This window comes from Stenotrophomonas sp. Steno-Z4, assembly GCF_056393145.1.
In genome coordinates, this window is record NZ_JBWJPC010000002.1 from 408716 (window position 1) to 434055 (window position 25340).

26 protein-coding genes and 1 tRNA gene are annotated in these 25340 nt (G+C 67.4%); 14 read left to right on the top strand and 13 right to left on the bottom strand.

The annotated features are described in order from the left end of the window. The first annotated feature begins 9 nt into the window (after positions 1–9). Together AC06E7_RS08280 and AC06E7_RS08285 are read left to right on the top strand one after the other, a co-directional pair. A complete protein-coding gene (locus AC06E7_RS08280) occupies positions 10–831 on the top strand; it encodes an SPOR domain-containing protein (RefSeq protein WP_478064083.1) in 822 nt (273 codons plus the stop codon). Positions 832–870: 39 nt separating this feature from the next. Then, positions 871–946: transfer RNA gene (locus AC06E7_RS08285), tRNA-Thr, on the top strand. 189 nt (positions 947–1135) lie between these two features. Here the strand turns inward: AC06E7_RS08285 and AC06E7_RS08290 are convergent. The 4 genes from AC06E7_RS08290 to AC06E7_RS08305 form a co-directional block, all read right to left on the bottom strand. Further along, positions 1136–1675, bottom strand: coding sequence for a GTP-binding protein (locus AC06E7_RS08290; protein WP_068848575.1), 540 nt, complete (start codon positions 1673–1675; stop codon positions 1136–1138). After that, positions 1672–2622 (bottom strand): hypothetical protein, encoded by a 951-nt coding sequence (locus AC06E7_RS08295; protein ID WP_478064085.1) that lies wholly within the window; start codon positions 2620–2622, stop codon positions 1672–1674. The genes AC06E7_RS08290 and AC06E7_RS08295 overlap by 4 nt, the downstream gene beginning before the upstream one ends. A 76-nt stretch (positions 2623–2698) precedes the next feature. After that, positions 2699–3058 carry a hypothetical protein gene (locus AC06E7_RS08300; protein ID WP_068848577.1) on the bottom strand — a complete coding sequence of 120 codons (360 nt, stop codon included), beginning with the start codon at positions 3056–3058 and terminating at the stop codon, positions 2699–2701. 77 nt (positions 3059–3135) lie between these two features. After that, the gene (locus tag AC06E7_RS08305; protein WP_068848579.1) at positions 3136–3588 is read right to left on the bottom strand and encodes a roadblock/LC7 domain-containing protein; all 453 of its coding nucleotides are present in this window, start codon (positions 3586–3588) and stop codon (positions 3136–3138) included. Positions 3589–3898: 310 nt separating this feature from the next. On the opposite strand from AC06E7_RS08305, the gene rocF reads away from it, so the two are divergent. The 3 genes from rocF (at position 3899) to AC06E7_RS08320 (ending at position 5579) form a co-directional block, all read left to right on the top strand. Continuing rightward, positions 3899–4822: an arginase gene (rocF, locus tag AC06E7_RS08310; protein WP_478064088.1), complete on the top strand. Its 924-nt coding sequence runs from the start codon at positions 3899–3901 to the stop codon at positions 4820–4822. 189 nt (positions 4823–5011) lie between these two features. Then, a complete protein-coding gene (locus tag AC06E7_RS08315) occupies positions 5012–5149 on the top strand; it encodes an entericidin A/B family lipoprotein (protein WP_068848583.1) in 138 nt (45 codons plus the stop codon). A 208-nt stretch (positions 5150–5357) separates the two neighbouring features. Next, a complete protein-coding gene (locus AC06E7_RS08320) occupies positions 5358–5579 on the top strand; it encodes a CsbD family protein (RefSeq protein WP_019185523.1) in 222 nt (73 codons plus the stop codon). Positions 5580–5659: 80 nt separating this feature from the next. On the opposite strand, the gene AC06E7_RS08325 is transcribed toward AC06E7_RS08320, so the two are convergent. Then, positions 5660–6475, bottom strand: coding sequence for a hypothetical protein (locus AC06E7_RS08325; protein WP_217537606.1), 816 nt, complete (start codon positions 6473–6475; stop codon positions 5660–5662). Positions 6476–6583: 108 nt separating this feature from the next. On the opposite strand from AC06E7_RS08325, the gene AC06E7_RS08330 reads away from it, so the two are divergent. The 4 genes from AC06E7_RS08330 (at position 6584) to AC06E7_RS08345 (ending at position 10964) form a co-directional block, all read left to right on the top strand. Then, positions 6584–7873 carry a tryptophan--tRNA ligase gene (locus AC06E7_RS08330; protein ID WP_068848589.1) on the top strand — a complete coding sequence of 430 codons (1290 nt, stop codon included), beginning with the start codon at positions 6584–6586 and terminating at the stop codon, positions 7871–7873. Positions 7874–7917: 44 nt separating this feature from the next. Further along, the gene (locus AC06E7_RS08335) at positions 7918–8256 is read left to right on the top strand and encodes a hypothetical protein (protein WP_478064091.1); all 339 of its coding nucleotides are present in this window, start codon (positions 7918–7920) and stop codon (positions 8254–8256) included. A gap of 37 nt (positions 8257–8293) precedes the next feature. Further along, on the top strand, positions 8294–9226 hold the full coding sequence (locus AC06E7_RS08340; protein ID WP_478064093.1) for an MBL fold metallo-hydrolase: 933 nt from the start codon (positions 8294–8296) through the stop codon (positions 9224–9226). Between the two features lie 85 nt (positions 9227–9311). Continuing rightward, positions 9312–10964: a M28 family metallopeptidase gene (locus tag AC06E7_RS08345; RefSeq protein ID WP_478064190.1), complete on the top strand. Its 1653-nt coding sequence runs from the start codon at positions 9312–9314 to the stop codon at positions 10962–10964. A gap of 159 nt (positions 10965–11123) precedes the next feature. Here the strand turns inward: AC06E7_RS08345 and AC06E7_RS08350 are convergent, their stop codons facing one another. Next, positions 11124–12458: an MFS transporter gene (locus tag AC06E7_RS08350; protein WP_478064095.1), complete on the bottom strand. Its 1335-nt coding sequence runs from the start codon at positions 12456–12458 to the stop codon at positions 11124–11126. A 178-nt stretch (positions 12459–12636) separates the two neighbouring features. Here AC06E7_RS08350 and yedA point away from each other — a divergent pair, with 178 nt between their 5' ends. From yedA to AC06E7_RS08365, 3 genes are all read left to right on the top strand, one after another. Then, on the top strand, positions 12637–13539 hold the full coding sequence (yedA, locus tag AC06E7_RS08355; protein ID WP_478064097.1) for a drug/metabolite exporter YedA: 903 nt from the start codon (positions 12637–12639) through the stop codon (positions 13537–13539). Beyond that, a complete protein-coding gene (gene rarD, locus AC06E7_RS08360; protein WP_093535022.1) occupies positions 13536–14450 on the top strand; it encodes an EamA family transporter RarD in 915 nt (304 codons plus the stop codon). The genes yedA and rarD overlap by 4 nt, the downstream gene beginning before the upstream one ends. A 210-nt stretch (positions 14451–14660) precedes the next feature. Then, positions 14661–15515 (top strand): hypothetical protein, encoded by an 855-nt coding sequence (locus tag AC06E7_RS08365; RefSeq protein ID WP_478064099.1) that lies wholly within the window; start codon positions 14661–14663, stop codon positions 15513–15515. Between the two features lie 42 nt (positions 15516–15557). Here AC06E7_RS08365 and AC06E7_RS08370 read toward each other — a convergent pair whose 3' ends face one another. The 4 genes from AC06E7_RS08370 to AC06E7_RS08385 form a co-directional block, all read right to left on the bottom strand. Continuing rightward, complete coding sequence (locus AC06E7_RS08370) at positions 15558–16868, bottom strand: ABC transporter permease (RefSeq protein WP_068848607.1); 1311 nt, start codon at positions 16866–16868, stop codon at positions 15558–15560. A gap of 11 nt (positions 16869–16879) precedes the next feature. Continuing rightward, positions 16880–18037 carry an ABC transporter permease gene (locus AC06E7_RS08375; RefSeq protein WP_068848609.1) on the bottom strand — a complete coding sequence of 386 codons (1158 nt, stop codon included), beginning with the start codon at positions 18035–18037 and terminating at the stop codon, positions 16880–16882. Between the two features lie 14 nt (positions 18038–18051). After that, positions 18052–18741 carry an ABC transporter ATP-binding protein gene (locus tag AC06E7_RS08380; RefSeq protein ID WP_068848611.1) on the bottom strand — a complete coding sequence of 230 codons (690 nt, stop codon included), beginning with the start codon at positions 18739–18741 and terminating at the stop codon, positions 18052–18054. A gap of 120 nt (positions 18742–18861) precedes the next feature. Beyond that, on the bottom strand, positions 18862–20106 hold the full coding sequence (locus tag AC06E7_RS08385) for an efflux RND transporter periplasmic adaptor subunit (protein ID WP_478064102.1): 1245 nt from the start codon (positions 20104–20106) through the stop codon (positions 18862–18864). A 243-nt stretch (positions 20107–20349) separates the two neighbouring features. On the opposite strand from AC06E7_RS08385, the gene AC06E7_RS08390 reads away from it, so the two are divergent. Together AC06E7_RS08390 and AC06E7_RS08395 are read left to right on the top strand one after the other, a co-directional pair. Further along, positions 20350–21540: a sensor histidine kinase gene (locus AC06E7_RS08390; protein ID WP_478064191.1), complete on the top strand. Its 1191-nt coding sequence runs from the start codon at positions 20350–20352 to the stop codon at positions 21538–21540. Then, positions 21537–22139, top strand: coding sequence for a response regulator (locus tag AC06E7_RS08395; RefSeq protein ID WP_478064104.1), 603 nt, complete (start codon positions 21537–21539; stop codon positions 22137–22139). The genes AC06E7_RS08390 and AC06E7_RS08395 overlap by 4 nt, the downstream gene beginning before the upstream one ends. Positions 22140–22196: 57 nt before the next feature. Here the strand turns inward: AC06E7_RS08395 and AC06E7_RS08400 are convergent, their stop codons facing one another. From AC06E7_RS08400 to AC06E7_RS08410, 3 genes are all read right to left on the bottom strand, one after another. After that, on the bottom strand, positions 22197–22739 hold the full coding sequence (locus tag AC06E7_RS08400) for a cytochrome b (RefSeq protein ID WP_184126126.1): 543 nt from the start codon (positions 22737–22739) through the stop codon (positions 22197–22199). Then, the gene (locus AC06E7_RS08405; protein WP_449324661.1) at positions 22736–23830 is read right to left on the bottom strand and encodes a catalase family peroxidase; all 1095 of its coding nucleotides are present in this window, start codon (positions 23828–23830) and stop codon (positions 22736–22738) included. Before AC06E7_RS08405 ends, AC06E7_RS08400 begins: the two co-directional genes overlap by 4 nt. A 137-nt stretch (positions 23831–23967) precedes the next feature. Further along, complete coding sequence (locus AC06E7_RS08410; RefSeq protein ID WP_478064107.1) at positions 23968–25335, bottom strand: leucyl aminopeptidase family protein; 1368 nt, start codon at positions 25333–25335, stop codon at positions 23968–23970. Positions 25336–25340 lie beyond the last annotated feature (5 nt).

Consider the following 25340-nt stretch of genomic DNA (forward strand, 5'->3'; position numbering starts at 1 on the left):
GATCGCCGCATGCTTACCCGTGCCCTGATCGTCGTACTGGCCATCCTCAACGTAGGCGTTGCGCTGTGGTGGATGCTGCGCGGCGAACCCGCGCCGGCGCCGCCCGACACGCCTACCGGCGTAGCCCAGCTGCAGCTGCTCGACAGCCCCAGTGCACCGGCAGCGGCCGCACCCGCACCGGCCGCCGCAAGCGCGCAGCCCGCTGCCGCCACCACGGCACTGACGGACACCACCCCGGCACCGCCCAAGCCCACCGCACCAGCCACGCCGGAACCCGCCGCACCCAACCCCGCGCCGACGACGGCTGCGGTAGCGCCGGCCGTTGTCCGGCCCACGGAAACCCCGCCGGCCCCCACACCCCCCGCCCCCCTCCAATGCATCAGCCTTGGCCCCTTCGCCGATCGCGACACCGCCATGGCCGCCCAGGGCAAGGCCGGCGAACTTGTTCAGCGTTCGCGCCTGCGTGAAGTCCCCAAACCCGGCGCCAGCAGCACCTACCGGGTGATGATGCCGGCGGCCGCCAGCCGCGAAGAGGCCCAGGCCACGGTCAAACGCATTGCCGCCGCGGGCATCAGTGATTACTACATCATGGCCCAAGGCGATGACGCCAACGCCATCGCCCTGGGGCAGTACCGCAACCGCGAAGGTGCCGAGCGCCGCCTGGCCGCCCTGAGCGCGGCCGGCTTCAGCGCCCGCCTGGTCGGCGGCAGTGAAGGCAGCGCGCAGTGGTGGGTGGATGCGGCCTTGGCCGACAAGGCCAGCCCCGGCGCAGCCCGCCAGCGCAGTGGTGCGGCCCAGCAACGCTCGCTGGAATGCGCGGGCTTGCGCTAGAATCGCCCTCCGCGCCGGCAATGCCGTCGCCGTGCCTTTGCCGGCATAGCTCAGTTGGTAGAGCAACCGCCTTGTAAGCGGTAGGTCCCCAGTTCGAATCCGGGTGTCGGCACCATTCTTCTTGCCTCGCTGTCATACAGCTTTTGGCTGCCGCAAACGAAAAAGGGCACCTCTCGGTGCCCGGATAGATCCTATTGGGTGGACGAGCCACCGGTCGCATCTGGTTTCAGGATATCCGACATCGCGCACGGCGTCGCTTGCAAAAATCGATGGCAAGTGGCGAATCGATAGTCATCGCCAATCGTCAGTTCGTCTCGGCGTACCGATACGACAGCAGCGATTTCACCAGGAAGGTCACCTGCGTGGCCGAACGCGCGTCCACGCGCATCACCGGCAGGCGGTGGCCTGCGTCGAACAGCGCATTGCGGAATTCCGGAATCAACAGCGCCGGGTACTCATCGGTACGCGTCACGCCCACCGCCAGGCTCGCTTCCGGCGCGATGCGCGAGAACTCCTGCAGCAGCTCCACCGTGGAAGCAACCGGCTCCGGATGCCCGGCGCTGACCAGCACGATCACGCCCAGTGCGCCTTCGCACACCATCGGCCACATGAAGTCCAGGTAGCGCTGGCCCGGTACGCCGTAAACATGCAGCAGTTCGCCGTCGTCCAGTTCAATGGAGCTGTAATCGAGTGCGACGGTGGTTTCCACCTTGTCGCCCATCGCGTCTTCGCTCATCGGCATTTCGGTGCTCACCGGCTCCACGTCGGAGATCGCACGCACCGCCGTGGTCTTGCCGGCGCCCATGCTGCCCACGAACACCAGCTTGTTGGCGGGCAGGCTCATGACGGGCTCCCCTGGAACAGGTTCAGGCCGAAGCGGCGCGCCACCCAGGAAAAGAAGCGCGAATCACCGGGCTGACGGCGGCGGGAAGTTGGGGGCACGGCGGGCTCCTGGGTCAGGGCGAGGCCACTGGCTACAGCAGCACAGAAGAGGGATTGCACCGTGTTGCGCGGCATCTGGCAAGCCGCCGCCAATGCAGTGGGTTGCCACGGGCGGGCATGCAGGCAGGCAATGGCCAGCAGCCAGGTGCTGGGCACATCATCCGGGTTGAGGTCCGGCCAATGCCGCAGCTTCATCGGTGCATGCTCGGCAGGTGCCGGCAGCAGCAGGGGGCGATGGCGGGCGATGCAGAAATACAGCGCTTCGAACGAGTAGCGTTGCGGCAGCCGGTACGCGTACTGGTGCTGGAACGTCGGCGCATCGATCACGCTGCCCGACCAGGCCACGTCATCCAGTTGTGCCACCAGCTCCGACAGCGTCGTGGTGGGCGGCAGCGCGATGCTGCGCGTGGCGGTATCCACCAGCACGGTGATCGCACCCCGCTGCAGCAGGTGCAGGTCCGAACCGGTGGACGAAGCCAACTGCAGCAGCAGTGGCACACCGTCGGCGGGACGGTCCACGCTGGGCGCGGCCTGCAGCAGGCTGGACAGCTGTTCGTTGATGTCGCGCACGGTCGCGCCATGTGGCAGCCGCCCCGGGGCGGGATCGGCATAACGGCGCGCGATCGACAGCGTGGGTACGTTGGCCGCATGCGCCTCGCTGAGCGCGCGGGCGGCATCGGCGTGATCCAGGCCGATGACCAGCAGGTCGCAGGCATCACCGGACCACGGCTGCAGCACCACCTCCATGCGCTCGGCGAGCAGCATCGAACTGGCCAGTTTCAGGCGTGTGTGATGCAGCACGTCAAGCCCGATGGCGGCAATGCGGAAGGAACGGGTGGGGGTATTCATGGGGGTGTACCGCGCAACCGAAGCGACCACCATGCCGTACCCGGTCAGGGGCGCGGCACGGCGGCAGTGCCTGCGATCAGCTGAAGTCCAGGGTCTTCTCGAAGGCCTTCAGTTCATGGCGCGACATGGCCAGGTTGGCCTTGCTGCGGTCCATCACCACGTACAGGAACAGCAGCGGGTTGCTTTCCAGCGGGCGGATCAGGTGGTACTGCGTGGTCAGCGTGATCAGCAGGTCTTCCAGGGTGTCCGACAGGCCCAGCTGCTCGGCCACGCGGCGCTTGGCACGCACCACTTCGGTGTTGCCGGCCGCCGCCAGTTCCAGGTTGATGTTGCCGCCGCCGACCATGGCCAGGGCCATGCCGCTGTCACCGTCGACCAGCGCGGCGCCGACGAAACCGGCGAGCGAATTGAGCTTTTCCAGATTGAGATTGGGCACGTAAATCCTTTTTACTTCAGGCAGTGGGAGAGGCAGGCGAATGCCTGCCGGAAGGGCACAACAAAACCGAAGGGTGCTCAGGCCGCGCGCGGGCGCAGCACGGAATCGAGGCGCGAGGCGCATTCGCGCGCGTGGAACAGCAGCACGGCCATGTTGACCTCGTGGCCGGCCACGGCGGTGAGGGTCAGCGGCTTGTCGGCCTGGATGCGGATCAGCACCACGTTGCCGAGCTTGGTGCAGATGGTCGCGTAATCCGCTTCGCTCAGCGCCAGCTCGCGCGAGACAGTCTCGCCAAGGGTCAGGAACGAATTGGCCATGGCGGCCAGGCGGCGGCCATCCACGCCCAGCGTGGAATCTTCTGCCACGGCGCGGCCGTCGGCGGTGGACAGCATCAGCAGGCTCAGCCCGCGCTCGCGCTCGCGCGCATGCTGGAAGGCCTGTTCAATGGCGGCGGTGTCATACAACTGCCGGGCCGGCTGGCTCTCGCCACTGGCATTGCGGACGATCTGGTGGATGCTGCTGCGCTGCACGTACTGCCCCCTGAAACACGACAAAACACGGACCAATCCTGCGCGGATTAGTCAATCAGTACTGCGAAGAAGTGTGAAATGTAGCACGTAATTTTTGCCTTCACGGCCAACGTAAGATGAACCGCAGTGTTCCTTTCGTGTGTGTCAAAGCATTGACACATAAGGCTTTCGCGCTGTGTCCGGATGCGACGCGGCGGGTCAGTCCGCGCCGCCCGCGGTCAGTGCTTCGGCGCCTGCTGCTGCGACGCCGCGAGTGGTTTGGCGGCCGGATCACTAGACTGGTCGGATTTTCCGTGTGTGTGGAGTCAGCATGAGTAATCGTCAACCTGCGGTGTCCCTGATCGGCGTACCCACGGATATCGGAGCCGGTGCCCGGGGTGCCGGACTGGGGCCCGAGGCGCTGCGCATCGCCGGCCTGGGCGAGGCCCTGGCCGCGCGTGGCGTGGATGTGCGCGACTGCGGCAACCTGGATGGCCCGCGCAATCCGTGGACGCCGCCGGAGCACGGCTACCGCCACCTGGATCAAGTGGTGGAATGGAACCGCGTGCTGATGGACGCCACCTATGCCGAACTGCAGGACGGCCGCCTGCCGATCATGCTGGGTGGCGACCACTGCCTGGGCATCGGCTCGATCACCGCCGTGGCGCGCTGGTGCCGCGAACAGGGCCGTGACCTGCGCGTGCTGTGGCTGGATGCGCATTCGGACTTCAACACCAGCGAGGTCACCCCGTCGGGCAACGTGCACGGCATGCCGGTGGCCTGCCTGTGCGGGCTGGGCCCGGACGCGCTGACCAGGCTGGGCGGTGATTCCCCGGCGATCTGCCCGCAGCAGGTGCGCCAGATCGGCATCCGTTCGGTGGACCAGGAAGAGAAGCGCCTGATCAAGCAGCACAAGGTCGATGTATACGACATGCGCTACATCGACGAGGCCGGCATGAAGCGTGCGGTGGAAGCGGCGCTGGAAGGCATCGACGGCAACACCCACCTGCACGTGAGCTTCGACGTGGACTTCCTGGACCCCAGCATTGCCCCTGGCGTGGGCACCACCGTACCGGGCGGGGTGAACTACCGCGAAGCCCAGCTGGTGATGGAAATGATCGCCGACACCGGGCGCATGGGCTCGCTGGACATCGTCGAACTCAACCCGTTGCTGGACAACCGCAACGCCACCGCAGTGCTGGCCGTGGACCTGGTGGAGAGCCTGTTCGGCAAGTCCACGCTGATGCGCGACTGAGCGGTAGCGGGGTTTCCCGGCGCGTGGCTGAACGGCCACGCGCCGCGTTCACATCGATTGCACGCGCTAGACCCCAGATTGCATCTCACGCGGGGGAAGTGCCGGGAACGGCGCCGACACCTCCGCGATCTGCAATAGGCAGGTGGGGCCGTATTTCGGTAGTGACGTTGAATCAATCAGGAGAACCCTATGAAGCGTGTAATTGCACTGATGCTGTTGTCGATGGTCTCGCTGGCCATGCTCTCCGGCTGCAACACCGTTGCCGGTGCCGGCAAGGATGTGCAGAAGGCAGGCCAGTCGGTGGAAGACGCCGCCAAGGGCAACTGATCCAACGTTGCGGGCCGGCGATCGCCGGCCCGCATTGGATGAAGAAACGCCGGGAGTCTCCCGGCGTTTTTTTATGCGCGCGATTGCTGCCTGCCCGCCATTCAATGAAGTGAGCATGCACTTCATCCACGCTTGACCGTCGGCGAACACGCGTTATTGCAAGCTGTTTCCACGGCGATGTTGCCGTTGAAGACGAGGACGCGAACCCATGAACAAAGACATCATTTCCGGCAAGTGGACGCAGCTCAAGGGCAAGGCGCAGGCAAAGTGGGGCGACCTGACCGATGACGACTTCAAGGTGGCCGAAGGCAATGCCGAATACCTGGCAGGCCGGCTGCAGGAACGCTATGGCTGGGCGCGCGACCGCGCTGAAACCGAGGTCAGGGACTTCGAAGCCGCCATGCGCAAGGATTATCCGGACTATCACTGACACCCGGGCGGTGGCAGGGCGGCCATAGGGTCGCAACGAGGGTATGAAACCGGAACGGGCCGCACTGCGGCCCGTTTTTCTTATCTGGGCGGGTCAGGCACGAAGCCCGCCGGAAACGCCTGCGGTGCGCGCTCGCCGCGCGGGTAACGCGCCGGAAGGATGCCGCGCGCCACCAGGTTGCGCTCGCTGTCGTAACGCAGGTCCAGGCGCTGGGCCGGCCACCGGCTGGCGCGTTCGAAGGTGGTGCTGCCCGAGTACGACGCTTCGCGCTCGCCATGGCCGGTGCCCAGCGCGGGTGCCGGGGAGGGCGCACGGATCCTCGAACCGGTGGTCTCCACCGACGACAGCGCGCGGTCGGCCGCTTCGGCTGCTGCCTGCGGCTGTGCCTTGTTCTGCGCGCGGGCCACCGGGGGTGCGCGCGGGGGCAGCGGCACGTAACGCGGCGCTTCGTTGAACACCGCAATGCCGATCACCCCGATGTTGTCCGGCCGGCCGGTACGGTCGGCATAGCTGTTGCCCGGGTCGGTGAACACGAACTGCGCCACTTCCCGGCGCGATTTGCGCCAGCCGGTAATGTCCGCGCTCTGCCACGGATCCAGCACGTAGCCGGTCTGGTCCGGCGCGGCCACCTCGCCGGTTATCACGTTGAGGCCATCCACCGACAGCACCACCAGCACCCGCTCGGGGCTGTTGTTGCGCAGGCGCACCGCGTAGGGCTGGCCTTGGCGACCGGCCACCCAATACTGGCCCCGGTGCAGGTAGGCGGGCAGTTCCAGGCGCTGGTCGCGCTCGACCAGGCTCAGCGTGACCGGGCCGGTATCGGCACGGGGCGGGACCGCCGGCTTGAACCCACACAGGGCCAGCACGGCAAGCAGGGGCAGGGTCAGGCGTTTCATGGCGGGGCCTTCGCGGTTGGGTAATCCGTTGAACGCGCCAGGCCGGGCAACGGGGTTGCGCGCGGGCAGGTAAACTGGGGGCGTTCAACTGTCCGTAATGATTCCCACATGACCACCCGCGTTCTTACCGGCATCACCCCCTCCGGCACGCCCCACCTGGGCAACTATGTCGGCGCCATCCGCCCGGCCATCACGGCCAGCGCAGCGCCCGGCATCGAGAGCTTCTTCTTCCTGGCCGACCTGCACAGCCTGATCAAGGCGCAGGAACCGGAGAGGACCCAGCGCTCGACCCTGGAGATCGCCGCCAGCTGGCTGGCCTGCGGGCTGGACCCGGACAAGGTCTGGTTCTACCGGCAGAGCGACATTCCCGAAACCACCGAACTGATGTGGTTCCTGACCGTCATCGCCAGCAAGGGCATCCTCAACCGCGCCCATGCGTACAAGGCGGCGGTGGACAAGAACCGCGAAGAACAGCTGGATGAGGACGCCGGCATCAGCGCCGGGTTGTTCATGTACCCGGTGCTGATGGCCGCCGATATCCTGATCTTCAAGGCCAACCGCGTGCCGGTGGGCCGCGACCAGATCCAGCACATCGAAATGGCGCGCGATTTCGCCCAGCGCTTCAACCACGTGTACGGCAAGGAGTACTTCCCGTTGCCCGACGTGGTGATCGACGAACAGGTGGCCACCCTGGCCGGCCTGGACGGCCGCAAGATGAGCAAGAGCTACCACAACACCATTCCGCTGTTCGCCCCGCGCGCGGAGCTGAAGAAGCTGGTGTTCTCCATCCTTACCGATTCGCGTGCGCCGGGCGAGCCCAAGAGCACCGAAGGTTCGGCGCTGTTCCAGATGTACCAGGCCTTCGCCAGCCCGGAACAGACCGCCGCGTTCGCGCAGGCGTTTGCCGACGGCATCAGCTGGGGCGATGCCAAGCAGCAGCTGTTCGAGCGCATCGATGCCGAACTGACCCCGCTGCGCGAGCGCTATGACGCGCTGATGGCCGAGCCGGAGAAGATCGAAGCGCTGCTGCGCCGTCGCGGCCAGCAGCTGCGCGAGCAGTACGCCATTCCGCTGCTGAAGGAGCTGCGCCACGCGGTGGGCCTGCGCGACCTGTCCACGGCCGGCGACATCGCGGCGGAAGACGGTGGCGTGGCGCGCGCTGCGCCGCCGCTGTTCAAGCAGTACCGCGAAAAGGACGGCCGTTTCTACTTCAAGCTGCAGGCCGGCGACGGCACGCTGCTGATCCAGAGCGAAGGCTTCGATTCGCCGCGCGATGCCGGCCAGCTGATCGGCGTGCTCAAGCAGACCGAGCACGGCGATGGCCTGCAGAGCGAGCTGTTCAAGCTGGAAGCGGAAGTGGATGTGGTGCTCGCGGCACTGCAGGAGCTGCGCGGGTAGCCACCGACCGTTGGTCGGTGGACACGTAGACAAAGGAAACCACGATGGCCTGGTTGTCGTTGTTGTTGTTCCTGCCCTGGTTCGTGCTGCTGGGCACCCTGTACTGGTTGTTCCCACGCCACCCCCGCGACACCGCGCGGTATCTGTTCGACGGCGTCGCGCTGCTGCTCGCCTTCGTCCTGAGCATCCTGGCCATGCTGTGGGGCCACCACATCGGCGTGGTGCAGAGCGACGCCGGCCCAATCTGGCGACAGGTCCTGGCGGTGCTGTATGCCTACGGCGCGTTCCTGGCGGTGATGGTGGCCGCGGTACTGCTGCGCGGGGGCTGGCTGGCCGCGCGTGCGACCAAAGCCGCATCGAAGTCGGCCGGCGACACCGCCTAGAATCAGGCGTACACCGCCTGTTGCCAGGGATGAGCAGATGTCCTCCGACCCCAGCATTTTCACCATCGATACCGCGTTCCAGCGCAGTGACTTCGACGCCGCCTACCTGATCGTCGAAAACGGCCGCGCCGCCTTCATCGATTGCGGCACCGGCCTGGCCGTGCCGGCGATGCTGGCCGCGCTCACGCGTGCCGGCTGCACGCCGGAGCAGGTGGGTTGGCTGGTGCTCACCCACGTGCACCTGGACCATGCCGGCGGGGCCGGCCTTCTGATGCAGCAGCTGCCCAACGCCACGCTGGTGGTGCACCCGCGCGGCGCGCCGCACATGATCGACCCCGCACGGCTCATTGCCGGTGCGACCGAAGTCTATGGCGCGGCCGAAATCGCGCGCAGCTACGGCCCCGTCCTGCCGGTCCCGGCCGCGCGCGTAGTCATCGCCGAAGACGGTCACCGCGTGGACCTGGCCGGGCGCAGCCTGCTGTGCCTGGACACGCCCGGGCACGCGCGCCACCACCTGTGCGTGTGGGACGAGCGCAGCCGCAGCGTGTTCACCGGCGATACCTTTGGCCTGTCCTACCGTGAGCTGGACAGTGCACGCGGCGCCTTCATCATTCCCACCTCCTCACCGGTGCAGTTCGACCCGGAACCGCTCAAGCACTCCATCGCGCGGCTGGTCGCGCTGCAGCCGCAGGCGGTATACCTGACCCATTACGGGCGGGTGGAGAACATTCCCGCATTGGCCGCCGACCTGGTCGAGCAGATCGATGCAATGGTGGACATCGGCCGCCAGTGCGACGGACGCCCCGACCGCCATCGCTGCCTGGTGGCGGCGTTGACCGTGCTGTACCAGGAACGGGCGCAGGCGCATGGCTGCCCACTCGACGATGCGGCGGTGGCGCAGGTGTTGGCGATGGATATCGAGCTCAACGCGCAGGGCCTGGCCTGCTGGCTGGACCGCGACCGCCGCTGAGCGCGCACGCGGGGCCTGCCCGGTAACCGGAGTGTCACGTTACACTCTGGCATTCCGTTTTTTTCTGGTACCTGCCGTGAATCCGATGCGCATGCTGCTGTTGTCGTCCTGTCTGTTCGTGGGCGGCCTGGCCCACGCGGCCAATGACCTGCCCGGCGGTGGCATCGACCCCGAAGCGCTGTCGCGGCATGTGCGCATCCTGGCCTCGGACGAGTTCGAAGGCCGCGCGCCGGCATCGCCCGGTGAAGAGCGCACCGTGCAGTACCTGATCGAAGAATTCCGCAGATCCGGCCTGCAGCCCGGTGGCGTGGATGGCAGCTGGGTGCAGCCGGTGCCGATGGTGCGTGCGCAGGTCGATGGCCCGGTGACCGCGAAGCTGCGCCAGGGCGGCAAGGCGCGCACGCTGGTCAACGGCGAGGACGTGACCCTGCAGAGCCTGCGCCCGCAGGCCGCGGTGGACATCAAGGACGCGCCGCTGGTGTTCATCGGCTATGGCATCGATGCACCCGAGCGCCAGTGGAACGACTACAAGGACGTGGATCTGCACGGCAAGATCGCCGTGGTGCTGATCAACGACGCCGACTTCGAGGCAGAGCGTGCCGGGGCCTTCGACGGCAAGGCCGTCACCTATTACGGCCGCTGGACCTACAAGTTCGAGGAAGCCGCGCGGCGCGGCGCCCAGGGCGTGCTGATCGTGCATGAAACCGCGCCGGCCGCCTACGGCTGGGCCACGGTGAAGAGCTCGGGCACCTCGCCGCTGTTCGATATCGAGCGCCCGCAGGACCAGGCCCTGGCCCAGCACGTGCCGGTGCGCGGCTGGATGCAGCGCGCGCTGGCCGAGCAGCTGTTCCGCGATGCCGGCCTGGATTTCGAGGCCGAAAAGCGCAAGGCGATGACCCCGGCCTTCCAGCCGGTGGCGCTGGGGGACGCCACGCTGTCGGCGCAGTTCAAGCTCAAGCGCGAACAGGTGGTCACCCGCAACGTGGTGGCCAAGCTGCCCGGCGGCGCGCACGCCGATGAGGCGGTGATCTTCTCCGCGCACTGGGATGCCTTCGGTATCGGCCAGCCCGACGCCAAGGGCGACCGCATCCGCCGTGGCGCGATCGACAATGCCACCGGCGTGGCCACCGTGCTGGAGCTGGGCCGGGTGTTCGCCGCCGGCCCGCAGCCGCAGCGCACCCTGTACTTCGTGGCGCTCACCGCCGAAGAGAAGGGCCTGCTGGGTGCCAGCTACTACGCCGCGCACCCGCTGGCGCCGCTGGACAAGACTGCCGCGGTGATCAACATCGAGATGTTCAGCCCGGACGGCGCCACCCGCGACATCGCCTCGTGGGGCAAGGGCCGGGTCTCGCTGGAAGGCGACCTGGAGCGCGTGGCCAAGGCGCGTGGCCGCAGCTACAGCCCGGATCCGAACCTGGAAGCGGGCTTCTTCTACCGCGCCGACCACTTCGCCTTCGCCCGCCTGGGCGTGCCGGCCATCACCATCGGCCCGGGGCTGGACAAGCTGGAAGGCGGCGTTGCCGCCGGCAAGGCGCTGCGCGAGAAGTACTTCGCCGATTGCTACCACCAGGCCTGCGATGCCTGGACCCCCACCTGGGACCCGGCCGGCCATGCCGCCGACACCCTGCTGGTGTACGACCTCGGCGCCGAGCTGGCCAACAGCCGCCGCTGGCCGCATTGGGAAGAGGGCTCGGAGTTCCGCAAGGCCCGCGAACAGAGCGAAGCGGCTCGCCGCTGATTGCCGCGGGGGTCACGACCAACGGTCGTGACCTACCAGGGCGTCTGGCGGAGGGTAGATCACGACCGTTGGTCGTGATCCCCGCGAACCCAAACGAAAAACGCCGGGCAATGCCCGGCGTTTTCTTTTCCCGTGCTGCGGCTGTTCGCCGCTGCCCGGTTATTCCCGCGTGCCATCCAGGTAGTTCGGGCCGTGGTTCTTCAGGAAGAACATGTACACCACCAGGGATACCGCGATGATCGCGGTGACATAGATGGCGAAATCGCCCACCCGGTCGGTCTTCAGCGCGCCCTGGTACAGCAGCGGGGCGGTACCACCGAACAGCGAGTTGGCCAGCGCGTAACCAAAGCCCACGCCCAGTGCACGCACGTGGGTGGGGAACAGCTCGGCCTTCACCACCGCGTTGATCGAGGTGTAACCGGTAAGGATCACAAAGCCCAGGGCCAGGGTCAGGAACGCGATCAGCGGGTCGTGCTGGTTCGGCAGCTCGGTGATCAGGTACCAGCTGTACAGCACGCCGCCCACGCCGAAGAACACCAGCAGGCTCTTGCGGCCCACGATGTCCGACAGCCAGCCGCCAATCGGCTGCAGCACCATCAGGAAGGTCAGCACGCCCAGGTTGATCAGCGTACCGGTCATCACGTCGGTGCCGGCGAACGCGCTCTGGATCATCTTCGGCCCGTTCACCGAGTAGGTGTAGAAGGCCACGGTGCCACCGGCGGTGATCAGGAAGCACAGCAGCAGCGGGCGCCACTGGTTCACGAACAGCTCGTACATCGAGCCGGACGCCTTGGCGCGGCCTTCGCGCGCGGCTTCGATGGAGTCTTCGCCCAGCGATTCATCCATGGAGCGACGCAGCCAGAACACCACGATCGCAGCCAGGCCGCCGATGCCGAACGCGATGCGCCAGCCCCAGGCCGAAATTTCCGGCTTGTCCCAGAACAGCAGCATGGTGAACAGGGTCAGCTGCGCCAGCACATGGCCACCCACCAGGGTGACGTAGTGGAACGAGGACAGGAAGCCACGGCGGCCCGGGATGGCCGCTTCGGACATGTACGTCGCACTGGTCCCGTACTCGCCACCGGTGGCGAAGCCCTGCAGCAGGCGTGCGAACAGCAGGATCAGCGCGGCCCAGCCGCCGATGGTGTTGGCGGTGGGGGTCAGTGCGATCAGGAACGAACAGGCTGCCATCATCGACACCGACACGGTCAGCGCCAGGCGACGGCCGTAACGGTCGGCGAAGCGGCCGAAGTACCAGGCGCCGATCGGGCGCATCAGGAAGGTGGCGGCGAAGATCGCCCACACGTAGATGGTGGAGTTCTTGTCGGCGGCCGAGAAGAACTGCGATTCGAAGTAGACCGCGAATACCGAGTAGACGTAGACGTCGTACCACTCGACAAGATTGCCCGCCGAACCCTTGAGGGTGTTGGAGATCGAGCGTTTCAGCGCGGCCCTGTCATTGGCGGGCGCGGCCAGGGTGGGGGAAGTGCTCATGTTGGAAAACGGTCCTCACGGTGGAGCAATGGCAATACTGGTTTTTACCTTACCCCACGTGATGATCGGTGGGCATTGCACCATGTAACTAGGTCCAGCACGACAGCGTGCCACCAGAGGGCATGCCGGGCCGCCGGCAAAGGCCTAGAATCGCCTCTCCCCCGACCGCTGGTCCCGTATGGCCGCCACCCCCGCAACTCCGCAGGTCGCCCCCCGCAGCGGCCTGGTCGTCCTGGCCCTGCTGCTGGTGTACGTGGTGTGGGGGTCTACCTACCTGGGCATCCGTTTTGCCCTGGAAGGCGGGGCGCTGCCGCTGACCACCGTCTCCGGCGCCCGGTTCATCGTCGCCGGCAGCCTGATGTACGCGGTGCTGCGCTGGCGCCGCATGCCCGCGCCCACCGGCCGGCAGTGGCGCAACCTGGTGATCATGGGCCTGACCATGCTGGTGCTGGGCAACGGCATGGTGGTGCTGGCCGAGCGCACGGTGTCCTCCGGGCTGGCCGCTACGGCGGTGGCATCGGTGCCGCTGTGGATGGCCCTGTTCGGCGCCATGCGCGGCCAGCACGCCACCCGCGGCGAATGGCTGGGCATCGCCATCGGCTTCCTCGGCGTGGTCTGGCTCAACGCCGGCAGCAGCCTCACCGCCTCGCCGCAGGGCCTGGTGCTGCTGCTGATCGCCCCGATCGGCTGGGCCTTCGGCTCGGTCTGGGCGCGCAGCCTGGACCTGCCCAGCCCGTTCATGACCGCCGCCGGGCAGATGCTGTGCGGCGGGGTGATGCTGGTCGCGCTGGGCCTGGTCACCGGCGAACGGCCCACCACCTGGCCGACCATGAATGGGCTGCTCGCCGTAGCCTACCTGTGCATGTTCGGCTCCATCGTCGCCTTCACCGCCTATGTGTGGCTGCTGCAGAACGTGCGCCCGGCGCTGGCGGCCAGCTACGCCTACGTGAACCCGGTGATCGCCGTACTGCTGGGCGCGCTGATCGGCCACGAGCATTTCGGCCCGCATGACCTGCTGACCATGGGCGTGATCCTGGCCGGCGTGCTGGTGCTCACCCTGGCCCGGACCCGCCGTAAATGAGCGCTGTGGAACGGACGCCCCTGCAGGAACAGCGCCGTGGCCTGGCCATTACCGCCTTCACCTTCACCCTGTGGGGGCTGGTGCCGGTGTACTGGCACCTGCTCAAGGCGGTGCCCTCGCAGCAGATCATCGCCCACCGCATCATCTGGAGCACGGTGCTGGTGGTGGCCTGGCTGCTGCTGAGCAACGGCACCGGCTGGTGGAAGCAGATTGCCGCCCAGCCACGCGCGCTGCCCACCCTGGCCCTGAGCAGCATGGCCATCGCCTTCAACTGGGGGCTGTACATCTGGGCGATCAACGCCGGGCACGTGATCGAAACCAGCCTGGGCTACTTCATCAACCCGCTGGTGAGCGTGGTGCTGGGCGTGGTGGTGCTCAAGGAGCGCCTGCGCGGCCTGCAGTGGCTGGCGGTGGGGTGCGCCGCACTCGGCGTGGCGTGGCTGACCCTCGACGCCGGCACCCCGCCGTGGATCGCGCTGGGGCTGGCCTGTTCGTTCGGGCTGTACGGCCTGCTGCGCAAGATGATCTCGGTGGACCCGGTAGCCGGGCTGGGCATCGAAAGCCTGTACCTGTTCCTGCCGGCCATCGGTTTCGCGCTGTGGAGTGAAAACGGTCACGGTGGCGCGTTCTTCAGCGGCTGGGGCTGGCGCAACGACCTGCTGCTGATCCTGGGCGGCGCGGTGACGGCATTGCCGTTGATCGGCTTCGCCTATGGGGTGAAGCGCATTCCGCTCTCGCTGGTAGGCATCCTGCAATACATCGCCCCCAGCCTGGGCCTGCTGCTGGGCGTGTTCTTCTTCCGCGAACCGTTCGATACCGCCAAGGCGATCGGCTTTGCCGCGATCTGGACCGGGCTGCTGTTGTTCATAGGCGACAGCCTGTGGCGCTCGCGGGCACCTGCGCGCACCTGACATCCCGCAGCCACGCAGGGCATCGGCGACCGGCAGATCGTAGTGCCACGCCATGCGTGGCAGCCCGCACCCTTGGAACCTGCGCCGCCCACCACACCATTCGGAATGACGCGTTCTCAACGCATCAATTCAAACCGTTCCGATATCCACCCGCTCCCCTGACTGATGAACTGCCATGACCCGCGTGTGCGGGCTATCAGGGAGCAGATGATGAAGAAGTTGTCGTGGTTGCTGTTGGCCGCGTTGCCCTATCAGGCCATGGCGTCGGTGGAGGATCCCGTCGCACAGCCGTGCTACATGTGTACCGATGCTGAGATGTACGCGAAGGCGCGCTCGCTGGGCGTCGGCTCGCACTACGTCTACCAGGCCGCAAGCCAGACCAACATTCAGGGGTTCCACGTCACCAACGAGAACGGGCAGCTGGTGGCCACGCATTTCGTGCCAGCACCGTGGATACGCACGCAGTACAACGCGCTGATGAAGCTCTACAATGAGGTCCGGGGCGCTTTCGTTGACCAGTGGGGAACGGTGTCGCTGCAGCCACCGGGATCACCGCACGTGATGATGGAACAACCGCAGAGCGACACCCTGCTGTGGGGGCATCACGTCTCCGACCTCAATCCCAGGCGTGAGGAAGCGCGTGAAACGGTACGGCGCATGCTCAGTCGTTCAAGTCGCTACGCCTTCTTGAACGCAGATGCCGAGCACGGCCGCATCCTGCGGTTCGAATCGCAGTCCTATGGCGCGTCGCCGTTGATCGCGCAGCTGAAGATCCTGACGTCCTCGCTCGGCTACGTCGAGTTCTACTTCGATTACGAGACCCGCCAGTGGGAGTATCTGAACTCGCGGGACTGGAACTGGGTGATCCAGGAAAAAGCGGACGACTTCCTGTATCCCGACGGCACCGCGCGCAGGCTGCCTTACGAGCGAGCGCTGGCACCCTACTTCGTGCAGCGGGCCGGCTGGGCGGGCGTAAAAGTCACGGGGACGCCTGCGTTCGGTACTCCTACCGTCGCGTACCTGTGTGCCCGCATCGCTGGAAAGATTGAGTGCCGCGCGGAATGATCCACCCTCCGTGCCCCCTCGGGGGCACGGTCGTTTACTGGCTCAGGTTTCCCGCAGCGCCGTGGTAATCGGCAACCGCGCCGCACGCAGCGCGGGGAACAGCCCACCCACCAGCCCGATGCCCAGCGCCCACTTCAGCCCGCTCCACAACAGCTCGGGCGAGACCTTGAACTGGAACACCACCTGGCTGAAATTGCTTCCGATGGTGGAGACGCTGTAGCCGTTGAAGATGGCCCACGCCACCAGCCCGCCCAGCAACCCGCCGATCAGTGCCAGCAACATGGTTTCGAGCATGATCGCGGTGACGACCGGCAACCCACGGAAGCCAATCGCACGCATCGTGGCGATCTCACGCGCGCGGGTGGCCACCGCCGCATACATGGTGTTGAGCGCGCCAAACACCGCACCCACCGCCATGATCGCGCCGATCACCGTGCCCAACACCTTGATCAGGGTGTTCAGGCCACCGCCCTGTTTGGCGTAGTACGCCCGCGTGGTTTCCACATCCAGTTTCAGACGCGGGTCGGCAGCGACGCCGGCCTTGAACTGATCGAACCCGGCCTTGCCAGCGGTGCGCACGCTGATCGACTGCCACGCGCTGCGCTGGTAGGTGTTGGCCAGCGTCTCAGCGTCGGTCCACAGTTCCGAATCATGGGCATCGCCGGAGTTGAATACACCCACCACGGTCCACTGCTGGTTGCCCAGCGTGAGCGACTTACCCACCTCCAGCCCACGGAACTGGCCCTGCGCGCCCTTGCCGACCACGATCTCGCGCAGGCCGGGTTTGAACGGGCGGCCCTCGGTGACCTTGACCTTGTCGTGCACCGCCCACGCCATTTCGCCCACGCCACGGAACTGCGCGTTGACGTCGGTGCCGTCGCCCTTGGAGACCAGGTTGACCACCTGCGACAGCTCCGGGGAAATCATTGGCCGGCCCTGCGCATCCTTGGCCACGCCGGGCAGCGTGGACAGCAGCGGCACCTGGTCGCGGGTGATCACCGAATTGGTTTCGGCCTGTGAACCGCCGCGCAGCACGATGGCCGTGGTGTCATCGCCGGTGCTGTTGAGCGTGGCCTGGAAGCCCTGGCCCATCGCCAGCATTGCCACCAGCACGCCGACCACGCCGGCAATGCCCACCACCACCACCGAGGACGCGCCCCACCGCTGCGGCAGGCTGGCCACGCCAATGCGCGTGGCGGCCAGCGCCAGCCGCCCGCTGCGGGTGAACAGCAGCCACAACACCACTGCTACGGCCACGGCCAGCACCCCCGGCCAGGGCAGCATGATCCACACCGCCAGCATCACCGCCAGCAGCAGCACCGACAACAGATTGCTCAACCATTGCTTCTTCATGTCGGTTCTCCTCAGCGGCCCGCCAGGGCATCGACGATCTTCAGCCGCTTGGCGCGCAGCGCCGGCAGCAGGCCCACTACCACCCCGATCAGCAGGATCAGGCCAATGCCCATCAACCAGGTCTGGGTGGGGACGTGCGGCGGCAACAGACCCTGTGTCTTCGGCGCCAGCAGCGGCAGGATGGTCGCGGCCAGGCCCATGCCGATGGCGCCGCCCAGCCCGATCAGCAGCACCGATTCGATCATCACCAGCGTCAGCACGGTGCTGTCCTTGAAGCCCAGCGTCTTCAGCGTGGCCAGTTCGGGCACGCGTTCGCGCACCGCCTGGGCCATGGTGTTGCCGGTGAGCAGCAGCAGGGTGAAGAACACCGCGCCCATGATCGAGGTGACGATCAGCCCGATGTCGGCGAACTGCTTGACGAAGGCCTGCTGGAACGCGGATTCGGTCTGGGTCTTGGTTTCATGGTCCGAATTGGCCGAGATCGCATCGATGGCCTGGGCCACGCGCGAGGAGTGGTCCGGGTTGTCCAGGGTGACCGTGAACCAGCTGACCTGGTTCTTGATGTAGTCGTTGCTCTCGTCGAAGTACTTCCAGTTCATCATCAGCTGGCGCTCTTCATTCGCTGCCAGGGTGCGGTCCTTGGAGCGGAAGATGCCCACCAGCTGCAGCGGCCAGTCGTTGCTGCCGCCCCGCGGGAAGATGGTGGCCTGCAGCGGAATGGTGTCGCCGATCTTCCAGCCGAACTCCTTGGCCAGCGTTTCGCCCACCACCGCACCGGTCTGGGTGTCCTGGAAGGCCTTGAGCTGTTCGGGTGGCAGCTGGAGTTCGCGGTACACGTCGAAGTAGTTGGGTGCCACCGAGAAGTTGGCGAAGAAATTCTTCGGGTCCTGGTAGATGCCACCGAACCACATGCCGTAGGTGACGTCCTTCACCCCGGGTACCTGCCGCACCTGCGGCTCCAGCCGGGTCGGCAGCGATTGGGTGATGGACAGGCGCGAGGCCACGATCAGGCGGTTGGCGCCTTCCACGCTGCCGCCCGAACTGAAGGCCACGCGCACCGAATCGAGCATGCCAAACAGCAGGAACGCGGCCACCACCGAAAGCAGGGTCAGCAGGGTCCGCGTTTTGCTGCGGAACAGCTGTGCCCAGATGAGCGAGAAATATTTCATCGCAGTGACCTCCGTCAGTGGGCCGCAGGTGCCTGTGCAAGCTCACCCTTGTCCAGGTGCACCGTATGGGTGGCGTACTCGGCGGCCTTGGGGTCGTGGGTGACCATGATGATGGTCTTGCCGTGCTCGCGGTTGAGCTGCTGCAGCAGCAACAGGATCTCCTCGGCGGAGGCGCGGTCCAGGTCGCCGGTGGGCTCATCGCAGATCAGGAACGTGGGGTCGGACACGATCGCCCGGGCAATCGCCACGCGCTGCTGCTGGCCGCCGGACAGCTCATTGGGGCGGTGGCTGCGGCGGTCGGCCAGGCCGACCAGGGTGAGCGCGATTTCGGCATTGCGCTTGCGCTGCGCCGCACCCAGGTGGGTGAGCAGCAGTGGCAGTTCCACGTTCTTCTGCGCCGTGAGCATCGGCATCAGGTTGTAGAACTGGAACACGAAGCCGACATGGTGGCTGCGCCAGGTGGAGAGCTGGCCGCCGGACATGCGGTCGATGCGCTCGCCTTCGATCTCGATCTCGCCGCCGCTGGGCGTATCCAGCCCGCCGATGAGGTTGAGCAGGGTGGTCTTGCCCGAGCCGGACGGCCCCATCAGGGCGACGAAGTCGCCGCGCTGGATGTCCAGGTCGATGCCGTGCAGCACCTGCACCTTTTCGGGGCCGCGCTGGTAGGTCTTGGTGATGTTGCGGAGCGAAACCAGGGTGGACATGGGTGGTTCTCCGTGATGCGGTGGAAGAAGAAGCCCTGCAGGCAGCCGCGCGCATGCGCGCCGGGCCGGCACGGGAATCGCACATCGTCGGCTCGCGACCCGGTCGCGGCGCCGCCTTGCTTACTGCGCCTGCTTTTCCACGACCGCGCTGCCATCGCGCAGTTCCGGCGGCGGGTTGCTGACCACCTGCTGGCCGGCGCTGAGGCCGGCCGTGACCTGGCGGTCGTTGTTGAGCGCCACGCCCACGGTGACCGGGACCTGCTGTACGCGCCTGTCATCGCCCACCACGAACGCCACCGTCTTCTGGTCGCGCTCGACCAGCGCCGCCGCCGGCACGCGCACGCCCTTGGGCGCTGCGGCCTGGGCCGGGGCGGCCGCTTCCAGGAAGCTCACCCGCACGCCCATCTCCGGCACGATGCGCGGGTCTTTGCTCTTCAGCGCCACGCGCACCTTGACCGTGGCCTTGCCGCGGTCGGCGGTGGGGATGATGGCGATGACTTCGGCCGGAATCTTCCATTCCGGGTAGGCGTTGAGCGTGGCTTCCACCGGCATCTTCGGCTGCACGCGGCCGATGAAGGCCTCGCCCACGTCCACTTCGATCTCCAGCGAATCCATGTCCACGATGGTGCCGATACCGGTGCGGGTGAAGCCGCCGCCGGCCGACAGCGGCGACACGATCTCACCCGGCTGTGCCGCCTTGGCGGTGACCACGCCGGAGAACGGCGCGCGCACGATGTTGTTGTCCACGCCCAGGTCGGCAATGGCCAGCGCGTCGCCGGCCACCTTGGTGTTGCGCTGCGCGGTGCGCAGCTGCGCGCGCAGGCTGTCGCGCTGGGCCATGGCCAGGTCGAACTGCGAGCGCGAAACCAGCTGCTGCCCCACCAGTTTCTGCAGGCGCCCAGCTTCGGCATCGGCCTGGGCCACCTGCGCCTGCAGGCCGGCCAGCTGGCTGCGGGCCGCTTCCAGCTGCGAGGACGACAGGCTGCGCTGGGCGTTGGCATCGATCGGGTCCAGGGTGGCCATGACCTGGCCTTCTTCGACCCGCATGCCTTCCTCGATCATCACCTCGCGAACCTTGCCGGTGATCTTGGCCGACACCGTGGCCATGCGCCGGGCCACCACGTAGCCGCTGGCATCGAGCACCGAGCTGCTGGCGGTACCCTGCTGGATGGCCACCACCGGCGCGGTGGTCACCTCGATCGGGCGTTCGCGGCCGAACATCACCCAGGCGATACCGCTCAGGATCAGCAGCGCGACAATGGCGAGCACGATCCACAGGCCACGGCGTGGCGACGAAGGCGGCGGGGCGGCGGCCTTCTTGCGGTCGATGCGGAGTTCCTTGAGCAGTTCAGCGGATGCGTTCATCGTGAGTCTGGACGTGGAATCGGGCCGAGTGTGACCGCAACGGGAGTCGCGGGCAAACCGGAAGGGGCCGGCTGGGGCACAGGATGCCCGGCCGGCGCGGTTCCGTGCAGTGACAGCTGTCACCTGCCTGGGGTGATGGGGCGTACTGGAAATGCCATCGCCGACCCGGGATCGTATGGGTATGCCGCACCCCACCGGGAAACTGCCATGATCGCGCCTCGCCCCCACGACCGGGAACCCACCATGCCGCCCCGCTGGCTCTCCTCCCTTCTGCGACCTGCCGCGGATTCGGCCGTTGCCGACAACCTGCGCGCCGGCAAGCCGGCCTGGTCCGACGCGGTGCACCTGTTGTGGACCGGCTGGGTGTTCCTCACCCCGATGTTCGGCGGCGGCTACACCCTGACGTGGCTGTGGCTGACCCTGCTGACCTACCCGGTGTTCCTGGCGCTGTACGCCCGCCAGCTGCTGTCGCCGCGCCGGCACGCGCCGCGTTACGCGCTGGCCATGGTGGCCATGGGCCTGGCGCTGCTGCCGTGGTATCCGTCAGGCATCAGCTATTTCATCTTCGGCTGCGTCACCCTGCGGGTGTGCCGCACCGGCAGCGCGTGGCGCTACCTCGGCCAGCTGGTGGTGCTCAACGCCGCCTTCGTGGCGATCGCGCTGTGGGTGGGCTACCACTGGCAGCTGGTGGTGTGGATTCCGTCGATGGCGTTCATCATTGGCGTCATCATCAACGTGGAAAGCACCAACAAGGATCGCGATGCAGCCCTGCAGCTCTCCCAGGACGAAGTGCGACGGCTGGCCGCCACCGCCGAGCGCGAGCGCATCGGCCGCGACCTGCACGACCTGCTCGGTCACACGTTGTCGCTGATCACCCTGAAGCTGGAGCTGTCGCGCAAGCTGTTCGACCGCGATCCCGAACGCGCGCGGCTGGAGGTGACCGAAGCCGAAGCCATCGCGCGGCAGGCATTGACTGAAGTGCGCAGCGCCGTGACCGGCATCCGTGCCAGCGATCTCGCCGCGGAACTGGCGGCCGCGCGGCTGCTGCTGGAATGCCAGCACGTGCACCTGCACTACAGCCCGCCGCCGCCGATGCCGGCGGAGATCGAACGCGGCCTGGCGCTGGTGCTGCGCGAAGCGGCCACCAACATCGTGCGGCATGCCGACGCGCACCAGGCCTGGGTTGAGTTCAGCCAGGACGGGCGCACCCTGGGCCTGCAGATCCGCGATGACGGCCGAGGCGATGTGCAGGCCGATGGCAACGGGCTCACCGGCATGCGCGAACGCGTGGCTGCGTTGCGTGGCACGCTGCAGGTGCACTCCCCGCGCGGGCAGGGCACCACGGTGGTGGTGCAGGTGCCGCTACCGGCCAGGACCGCCGCGGTCGCCACGGCGCCAAGTGCGCCCCCAATGACCAGTGAGGCACTGCCATGATCCGCATCGTATTGGCCGAAGACCAGGCGATGGTGCGCGGCGCGCTGTCGGCCCTGCTCGGGCTGGAGCCGGATATCGACGTGCTGGGTGCCGCCGCTGACGGTGAGGCGGCCTGGCGGATGCTGCAGCAGCTGCAGCCGGACATCCTGGTCACCGATATCGAAATGCCGGGGCTGTCCGGGCTGGAGCTGGCGCAGCGCATCGCCCGGCATGCGCTGCCGATCAAGGTGGTGATCGTGACCACCTTCGCGCGTTCCGGATTCCTGCGCCGCGCACTGGATGCCGGCGTGTGCGGTTACCTGCTCAAGGACGCACCGGCGGAGAAGCTGGCCGATGCACTGCGCCAGGTGCAGCACGGTGGCCGTGCCATCGACCCACAGCTGGCGCTGGACGCGTGGTCGCAGGCCGACCCGCTCAACGACCGCGAACGCCAGGTGCTGCGCCTGTCCGGCGACGGCCGCTCGGCCAGCGAGATCGCCAGCCAGCTGGGGCTGTCGCATGGCACGGTGCGCAACTACCTGTCCGAGTGCATCGGCAAGCTGGGCGTGGCAAACCGCATCGAGGCCTACCGCCTGGCCCGGCAGAAAGGCTGGCTGTAACCACCTGCGGTGGCTACAACCAGCCGGTAGCACACGACCGTTGGTCGTGTGCCCTTGTCAACGGTCCCCTGGGCCCTTCGCCATCGCTTGGAACACCCCGTCCCTGCGCACCCACAGGTGGAACAGCGCCGCACTCAAATGCAGCACCACCGTGGCGAACAACACATAGGCCAGCAGGCTGTGCGCGCTGCGCAGCGCGGCGTACAACGCCACGTCGTGCGGCAGGATCGGCGGCAGCAGCACGCCCTTCCACATCTGGATCGGGTAGCCACCGGCCGACAGCATCGCCCAGCCCACCAGCGGCATGGCCAGCATCAACCCGTACAGGACCCAATGCGAGGCATGCGCGGCGGCCGCCTGCCACGCCGGCAGATCCGCCGGCAGCGGCGGTGGCCGATGGCGCAACCGGTTGATCAGCCGCACCAGCGCCAGCAGCAGGATCGCGATGCCCAGCGGCCGGTGCAGGTCCACCAGCATCGGTCGCCAGTGCAGCGAGGCCACCATGGTCACGCCGACGAACAGCATGGTCAGGATCAGCACCGCCATCAGCCAGTGCAGCACGCGCGCGGTGAGGTTGAAATGCCCGGCATCACGGCTCATTGCGCCTTCTCCTTGCCACTGGCCAGTTCGCGTTCGCGGCGATTGAACGATTCGGAATACACCGCCGAACGCGCCGCCAGGATCGGGTCATCGCTGCCGGCAATGCCGCTGGGCAGGATCAGGGGATCGAAGTTGAGGTTGTTGCAGGCACCGCCGGCCTGCGGCTGCAGCGCGGTCAGGGTCAGCGTGCCCAGCTTCACCTGGCGGCGGTCTTCGGGCCACGGAATCGAGGGGTCGTCCACCGCATCGCCCGCCGCTGCAATGGTTGCCCACATCTCCCACTGCACCGGCCCGTTGGCCAGGCGCTGCTGGAACTCATCGCTGAGGTAATCCAGGCTGGCCTGTTTGCGCTGCTCGGCATCCATGGCTTCGAACGGTGCCAGCGGGCGCATGCTCCAGCGCACCACTTCGGTGTGGCCGTCGGCGTTGGTGAAGCGGAAGCTGTTCACCCCGTTGTAGGTGGTGTTGGCCCAGCTGGTGGACCACGGCGCGGTCTTGGCCCATTCGCCGAACGCCTTCGCCGATGGGTACTTGGCTGCGATGGCTGCCATCTTCGCCGGGTCCGGCTTGCCGGTGGCCGGGTCGGGAATGCCGGCGCGGGTCTGTTCCAGGAACGCCTCGGTGGTGGGCACGGCGAAGAACGGGAAGCTGTTCATCGCCGTGCGCCATTCCTGGCCGTCATCGCTGACCAGCTGCAGCGCCATGCTGCGCACGCGCGCATTGGCGTCTGCACCGTGCGGATCGCCGCCGCCGATCGACAGGCGGCCCAGCACCGGTACCTGCTGCTGGCGGAACACCCGCGCCGCGCTGAGTGCGGCCCCTTGCGGGGTGCCCTGGAAGCTGCCGCTTACGCACGCGCCCTTGCTGTGCGCGCGGCGAAAACCGGGGTGGTTGGCGCCGGTGGCTTCGATGGTGTCGGTGAAGGTCTGCACGGTGGCGCGATCGCGGCCCAGCCAGCCGGCCAGCCAGGCGAAAGCCAGCACCAGCACGCCGGCGATCAACGCGATCAGCGCGATCCACAGCAGCGGGGAATGCGGGGGGCGCGGGGCATCCGGCTCACGGCCGGCGCGGGTATAGCGGAAGAGCGACATGGGCCGTTACCTGCCTTCTCGAACGTGAGGGGGTGGGTGCGGCCATGGTGTCAGAACCCCGGTCGCCCGGATATTCACATTTTCGACAAGATTCAACGAACGATCCCCGCCGGGGCGGGGATCGGTGCGGTTCGGCGTTACGCGTATCGCGTTTTCAACATCGACCACGCCGAGCGCAGCGCCAGGGCCTCGCCACCGGCCGGGCGGCCCGGGCGTTCGCCGTCATTCCAGGCGTACACATCCAGGTGCGCCCAGGCCTGGCCTTCTGCGATGAAACGCTCCAGGTACAGCGCCGCGGTCACCGAACCGGCCATGCGCGAACCGGCGTTGGCCAGGTCGGCAATGCCGCTGTGCAGGTAACGCAGGTACGGGCGCCACAGCGGCATGCGCCAGACCGGGTCGCGCGTGGTTTCGCCGGCCTGCAGCCACTGCTGGGCCAGGCTGTCGTTGTTGCTGAACAGCGCCGGCAGGTCCGGGCCGAGCGCGATGCGCGCCGCACCGGTCAGCGTGGCGAAATCCAGCACGATCTCCGGCTGTTGTTCGCTGGCGTAGGTCAGCGCATCGCACAGCACCAGCCGGCCTTCGGCATCGGTGTTGTCGATTTCGATGCTCAGGCCCTTGCGGGTGGCGATCACTTCGCCCGGGCGGAACGCATCCGGGCCGATCGCGTTTTCCACCGCAGCGATCAGCAGGGTCAGCTGCACCGGCAGCTCCTGGGCCATGATCAGCCCGGCCAGCGCCAGCGCGTGCGCGGCGCCGCCCATGTCCTTCTTCATGTTGCGCATGCCGTCGGCCGGCTTGATGTCCAGCCCGCCGGTATCGAAGCACACGCCCTTGCCCACCAGCGCCACCTGCGGGCGGCCGGCCTGGCCCCACCGCAGCGCGATCAGGCGCGGCGCGCGGTGCGAGGCGCGACCCACTGCGTGGATGGCCGGGAAATTCTGCTCCAGCAGCGCGTCACCGGTGATCACTTCGCACTGGCCACCATGGGCGGCGGCCAGTTCACGCGCGGCGTCTTCCAGCTGCTGCGGGCCCATGTCTTCGGTGGGGGTGTTCACCCAGTCGCGCACGCGCAGGCTGGCGGTGATCACATCGCGCACTTCGGCGGCCGGGCTGGCCACCAGCTGCGCCGGGGCGCGGTTGGGCTTGCGATAGCGCGCGAAGCGGTAGCTGCCCAGGCCCCAGCCCAGGTGCAGCAGGGTTTCGATGTTGGTCGGCAGCGCATCGGCCAGCTGCCACACGCTGCCTTCGGGCAGTGCGAACGGGGCGTGCGCATAGGCATAGGCATCGCCCGGGTCGCCCACGCCGACGATGGCGCCGGCCAGGCCGTGTTCGCCCGGCAGCAGCACCACGCTGCCACCGCTGCCGTTGAAGTGCTGCGCATCCAGCCAGGCAACCAGGGCCGGGCTCTGCTGCGCGCGCCACGCCGCGAACTGTTCGCGCTCCATGACATGCAGCGGCAAGGCGTTGGCCGAATCGGTGGTGAAACCGGTGATCTGGGTCATGCGGG

What these genes read in the sequence shown, in the direction of transcription:
- AC06E7_RS08385 (WP_478064102.1), bottom strand. Translation starts at nt 20,106, where the DNA reads ATGAACGCATCCGCTGAACTGCTCAAGGAACTCCGCATCGACCGCAAG.
- yedA (WP_478064097.1), top strand. Translation starts at nt 12,637, where the DNA reads ATGGCCGCCACCCCCGCAACTCCGCAGGTCGCCCCCCGCAGCGGCCTG.
- AC06E7_RS08350 (WP_478064095.1), bottom strand. Translation starts at nt 12,458, where the DNA reads ATGAGCACTTCCCCCACCCTGGCCGCGCCCGCCAATGACAGGGCCGCG.
- AC06E7_RS08370 (WP_068848607.1), bottom strand. Translation starts at nt 16,868, where the DNA reads ATGAAGAAGCAATGGTTGAGCAATCTGTTGTCGGTGCTGCTGCTGGCG.
- AC06E7_RS08395 (WP_478064104.1), top strand. Translation starts at nt 21,537, where the DNA reads ATGATCCGCATCGTATTGGCCGAAGACCAGGCGATGGTGCGCGGCGCG.
- AC06E7_RS08280 (WP_478064083.1), top strand. Translation starts at nt 10, where the DNA reads ATGCTTACCCGTGCCCTGATCGTCGTACTGGCCATCCTCAACGTAGGC.
- AC06E7_RS08365 (WP_478064099.1), top strand. Translation starts at nt 14,661, where the DNA reads ATGAAGAAGTTGTCGTGGTTGCTGTTGGCCGCGTTGCCCTATCAGGCC.
- rocF (WP_478064088.1), top strand. Translation starts at nt 3,899, where the DNA reads ATGAGTAATCGTCAACCTGCGGTGTCCCTGATCGGCGTACCCACGGAT.
- AC06E7_RS08320 (WP_019185523.1), top strand. Translation starts at nt 5,358, where the DNA reads ATGAACAAAGACATCATTTCCGGCAAGTGGACGCAGCTCAAGGGCAAG.
- AC06E7_RS08325 (WP_217537606.1), bottom strand. Translation starts at nt 6,475, where the DNA reads ATGAAACGCCTGACCCTGCCCCTGCTTGCCGTGCTGGCCCTGTGTGGG.
- AC06E7_RS08410 (WP_478064107.1), bottom strand. Translation starts at nt 25,335, where the DNA reads ATGACCCAGATCACCGGTTTCACCACCGATTCGGCCAACGCCTTGCCG.
- AC06E7_RS08380 (WP_068848611.1), bottom strand. Translation starts at nt 18,741, where the DNA reads ATGTCCACCCTGGTTTCGCTCCGCAACATCACCAAGACCTACCAGCGC.
- AC06E7_RS08290 (WP_068848575.1), bottom strand. Translation starts at nt 1,675, where the DNA reads ATGAGCCTGCCCGCCAACAAGCTGGTGTTCGTGGGCAGCATGGGCGCC.
- AC06E7_RS08315 (WP_068848583.1), top strand. Translation starts at nt 5,012, where the DNA reads ATGAAGCGTGTAATTGCACTGATGCTGTTGTCGATGGTCTCGCTGGCC.
- AC06E7_RS08335 (WP_478064091.1), top strand. Translation starts at nt 7,918, where the DNA reads ATGGCCTGGTTGTCGTTGTTGTTGTTCCTGCCCTGGTTCGTGCTGCTG.
- AC06E7_RS08340 (WP_478064093.1), top strand. Translation starts at nt 8,294, where the DNA reads ATGTCCTCCGACCCCAGCATTTTCACCATCGATACCGCGTTCCAGCGC.
- rarD (WP_093535022.1), top strand. Translation starts at nt 13,536, where the DNA reads ATGAGCGCTGTGGAACGGACGCCCCTGCAGGAACAGCGCCGTGGCCTG.
- AC06E7_RS08295 (WP_478064085.1), bottom strand. Translation starts at nt 2,622, where the DNA reads ATGAATACCCCCACCCGTTCCTTCCGCATTGCCGCCATCGGGCTTGAC.
- AC06E7_RS08400 (WP_184126126.1), bottom strand. Translation starts at nt 22,739, where the DNA reads ATGAGCCGTGATGCCGGGCATTTCAACCTCACCGCGCGCGTGCTGCAC.
- AC06E7_RS08405 (WP_449324661.1), bottom strand. Translation starts at nt 23,830, where the DNA reads ATGTCGCTCTTCCGCTATACCCGCGCCGGCCGTGAGCCGGATGCCCCG.
- AC06E7_RS08390 (WP_478064191.1), top strand. Translation starts at nt 20,350, where the DNA reads ATGCCGCCCCGCTGGCTCTCCTCCCTTCTGCGACCTGCCGCGGATTCG.
- AC06E7_RS08375 (WP_068848609.1), bottom strand. Translation starts at nt 18,037, where the DNA reads ATGAAATATTTCTCGCTCATCTGGGCACAGCTGTTCCGCAGCAAAACG.
- AC06E7_RS08330 (WP_068848589.1), top strand. Translation starts at nt 6,584, where the DNA reads ATGACCACCCGCGTTCTTACCGGCATCACCCCCTCCGGCACGCCCCAC.
- AC06E7_RS08345 (WP_478064190.1), top strand. Translation starts at nt 9,312, where the DNA reads ATGCGCATGCTGCTGTTGTCGTCCTGTCTGTTCGTGGGCGGCCTGGCC.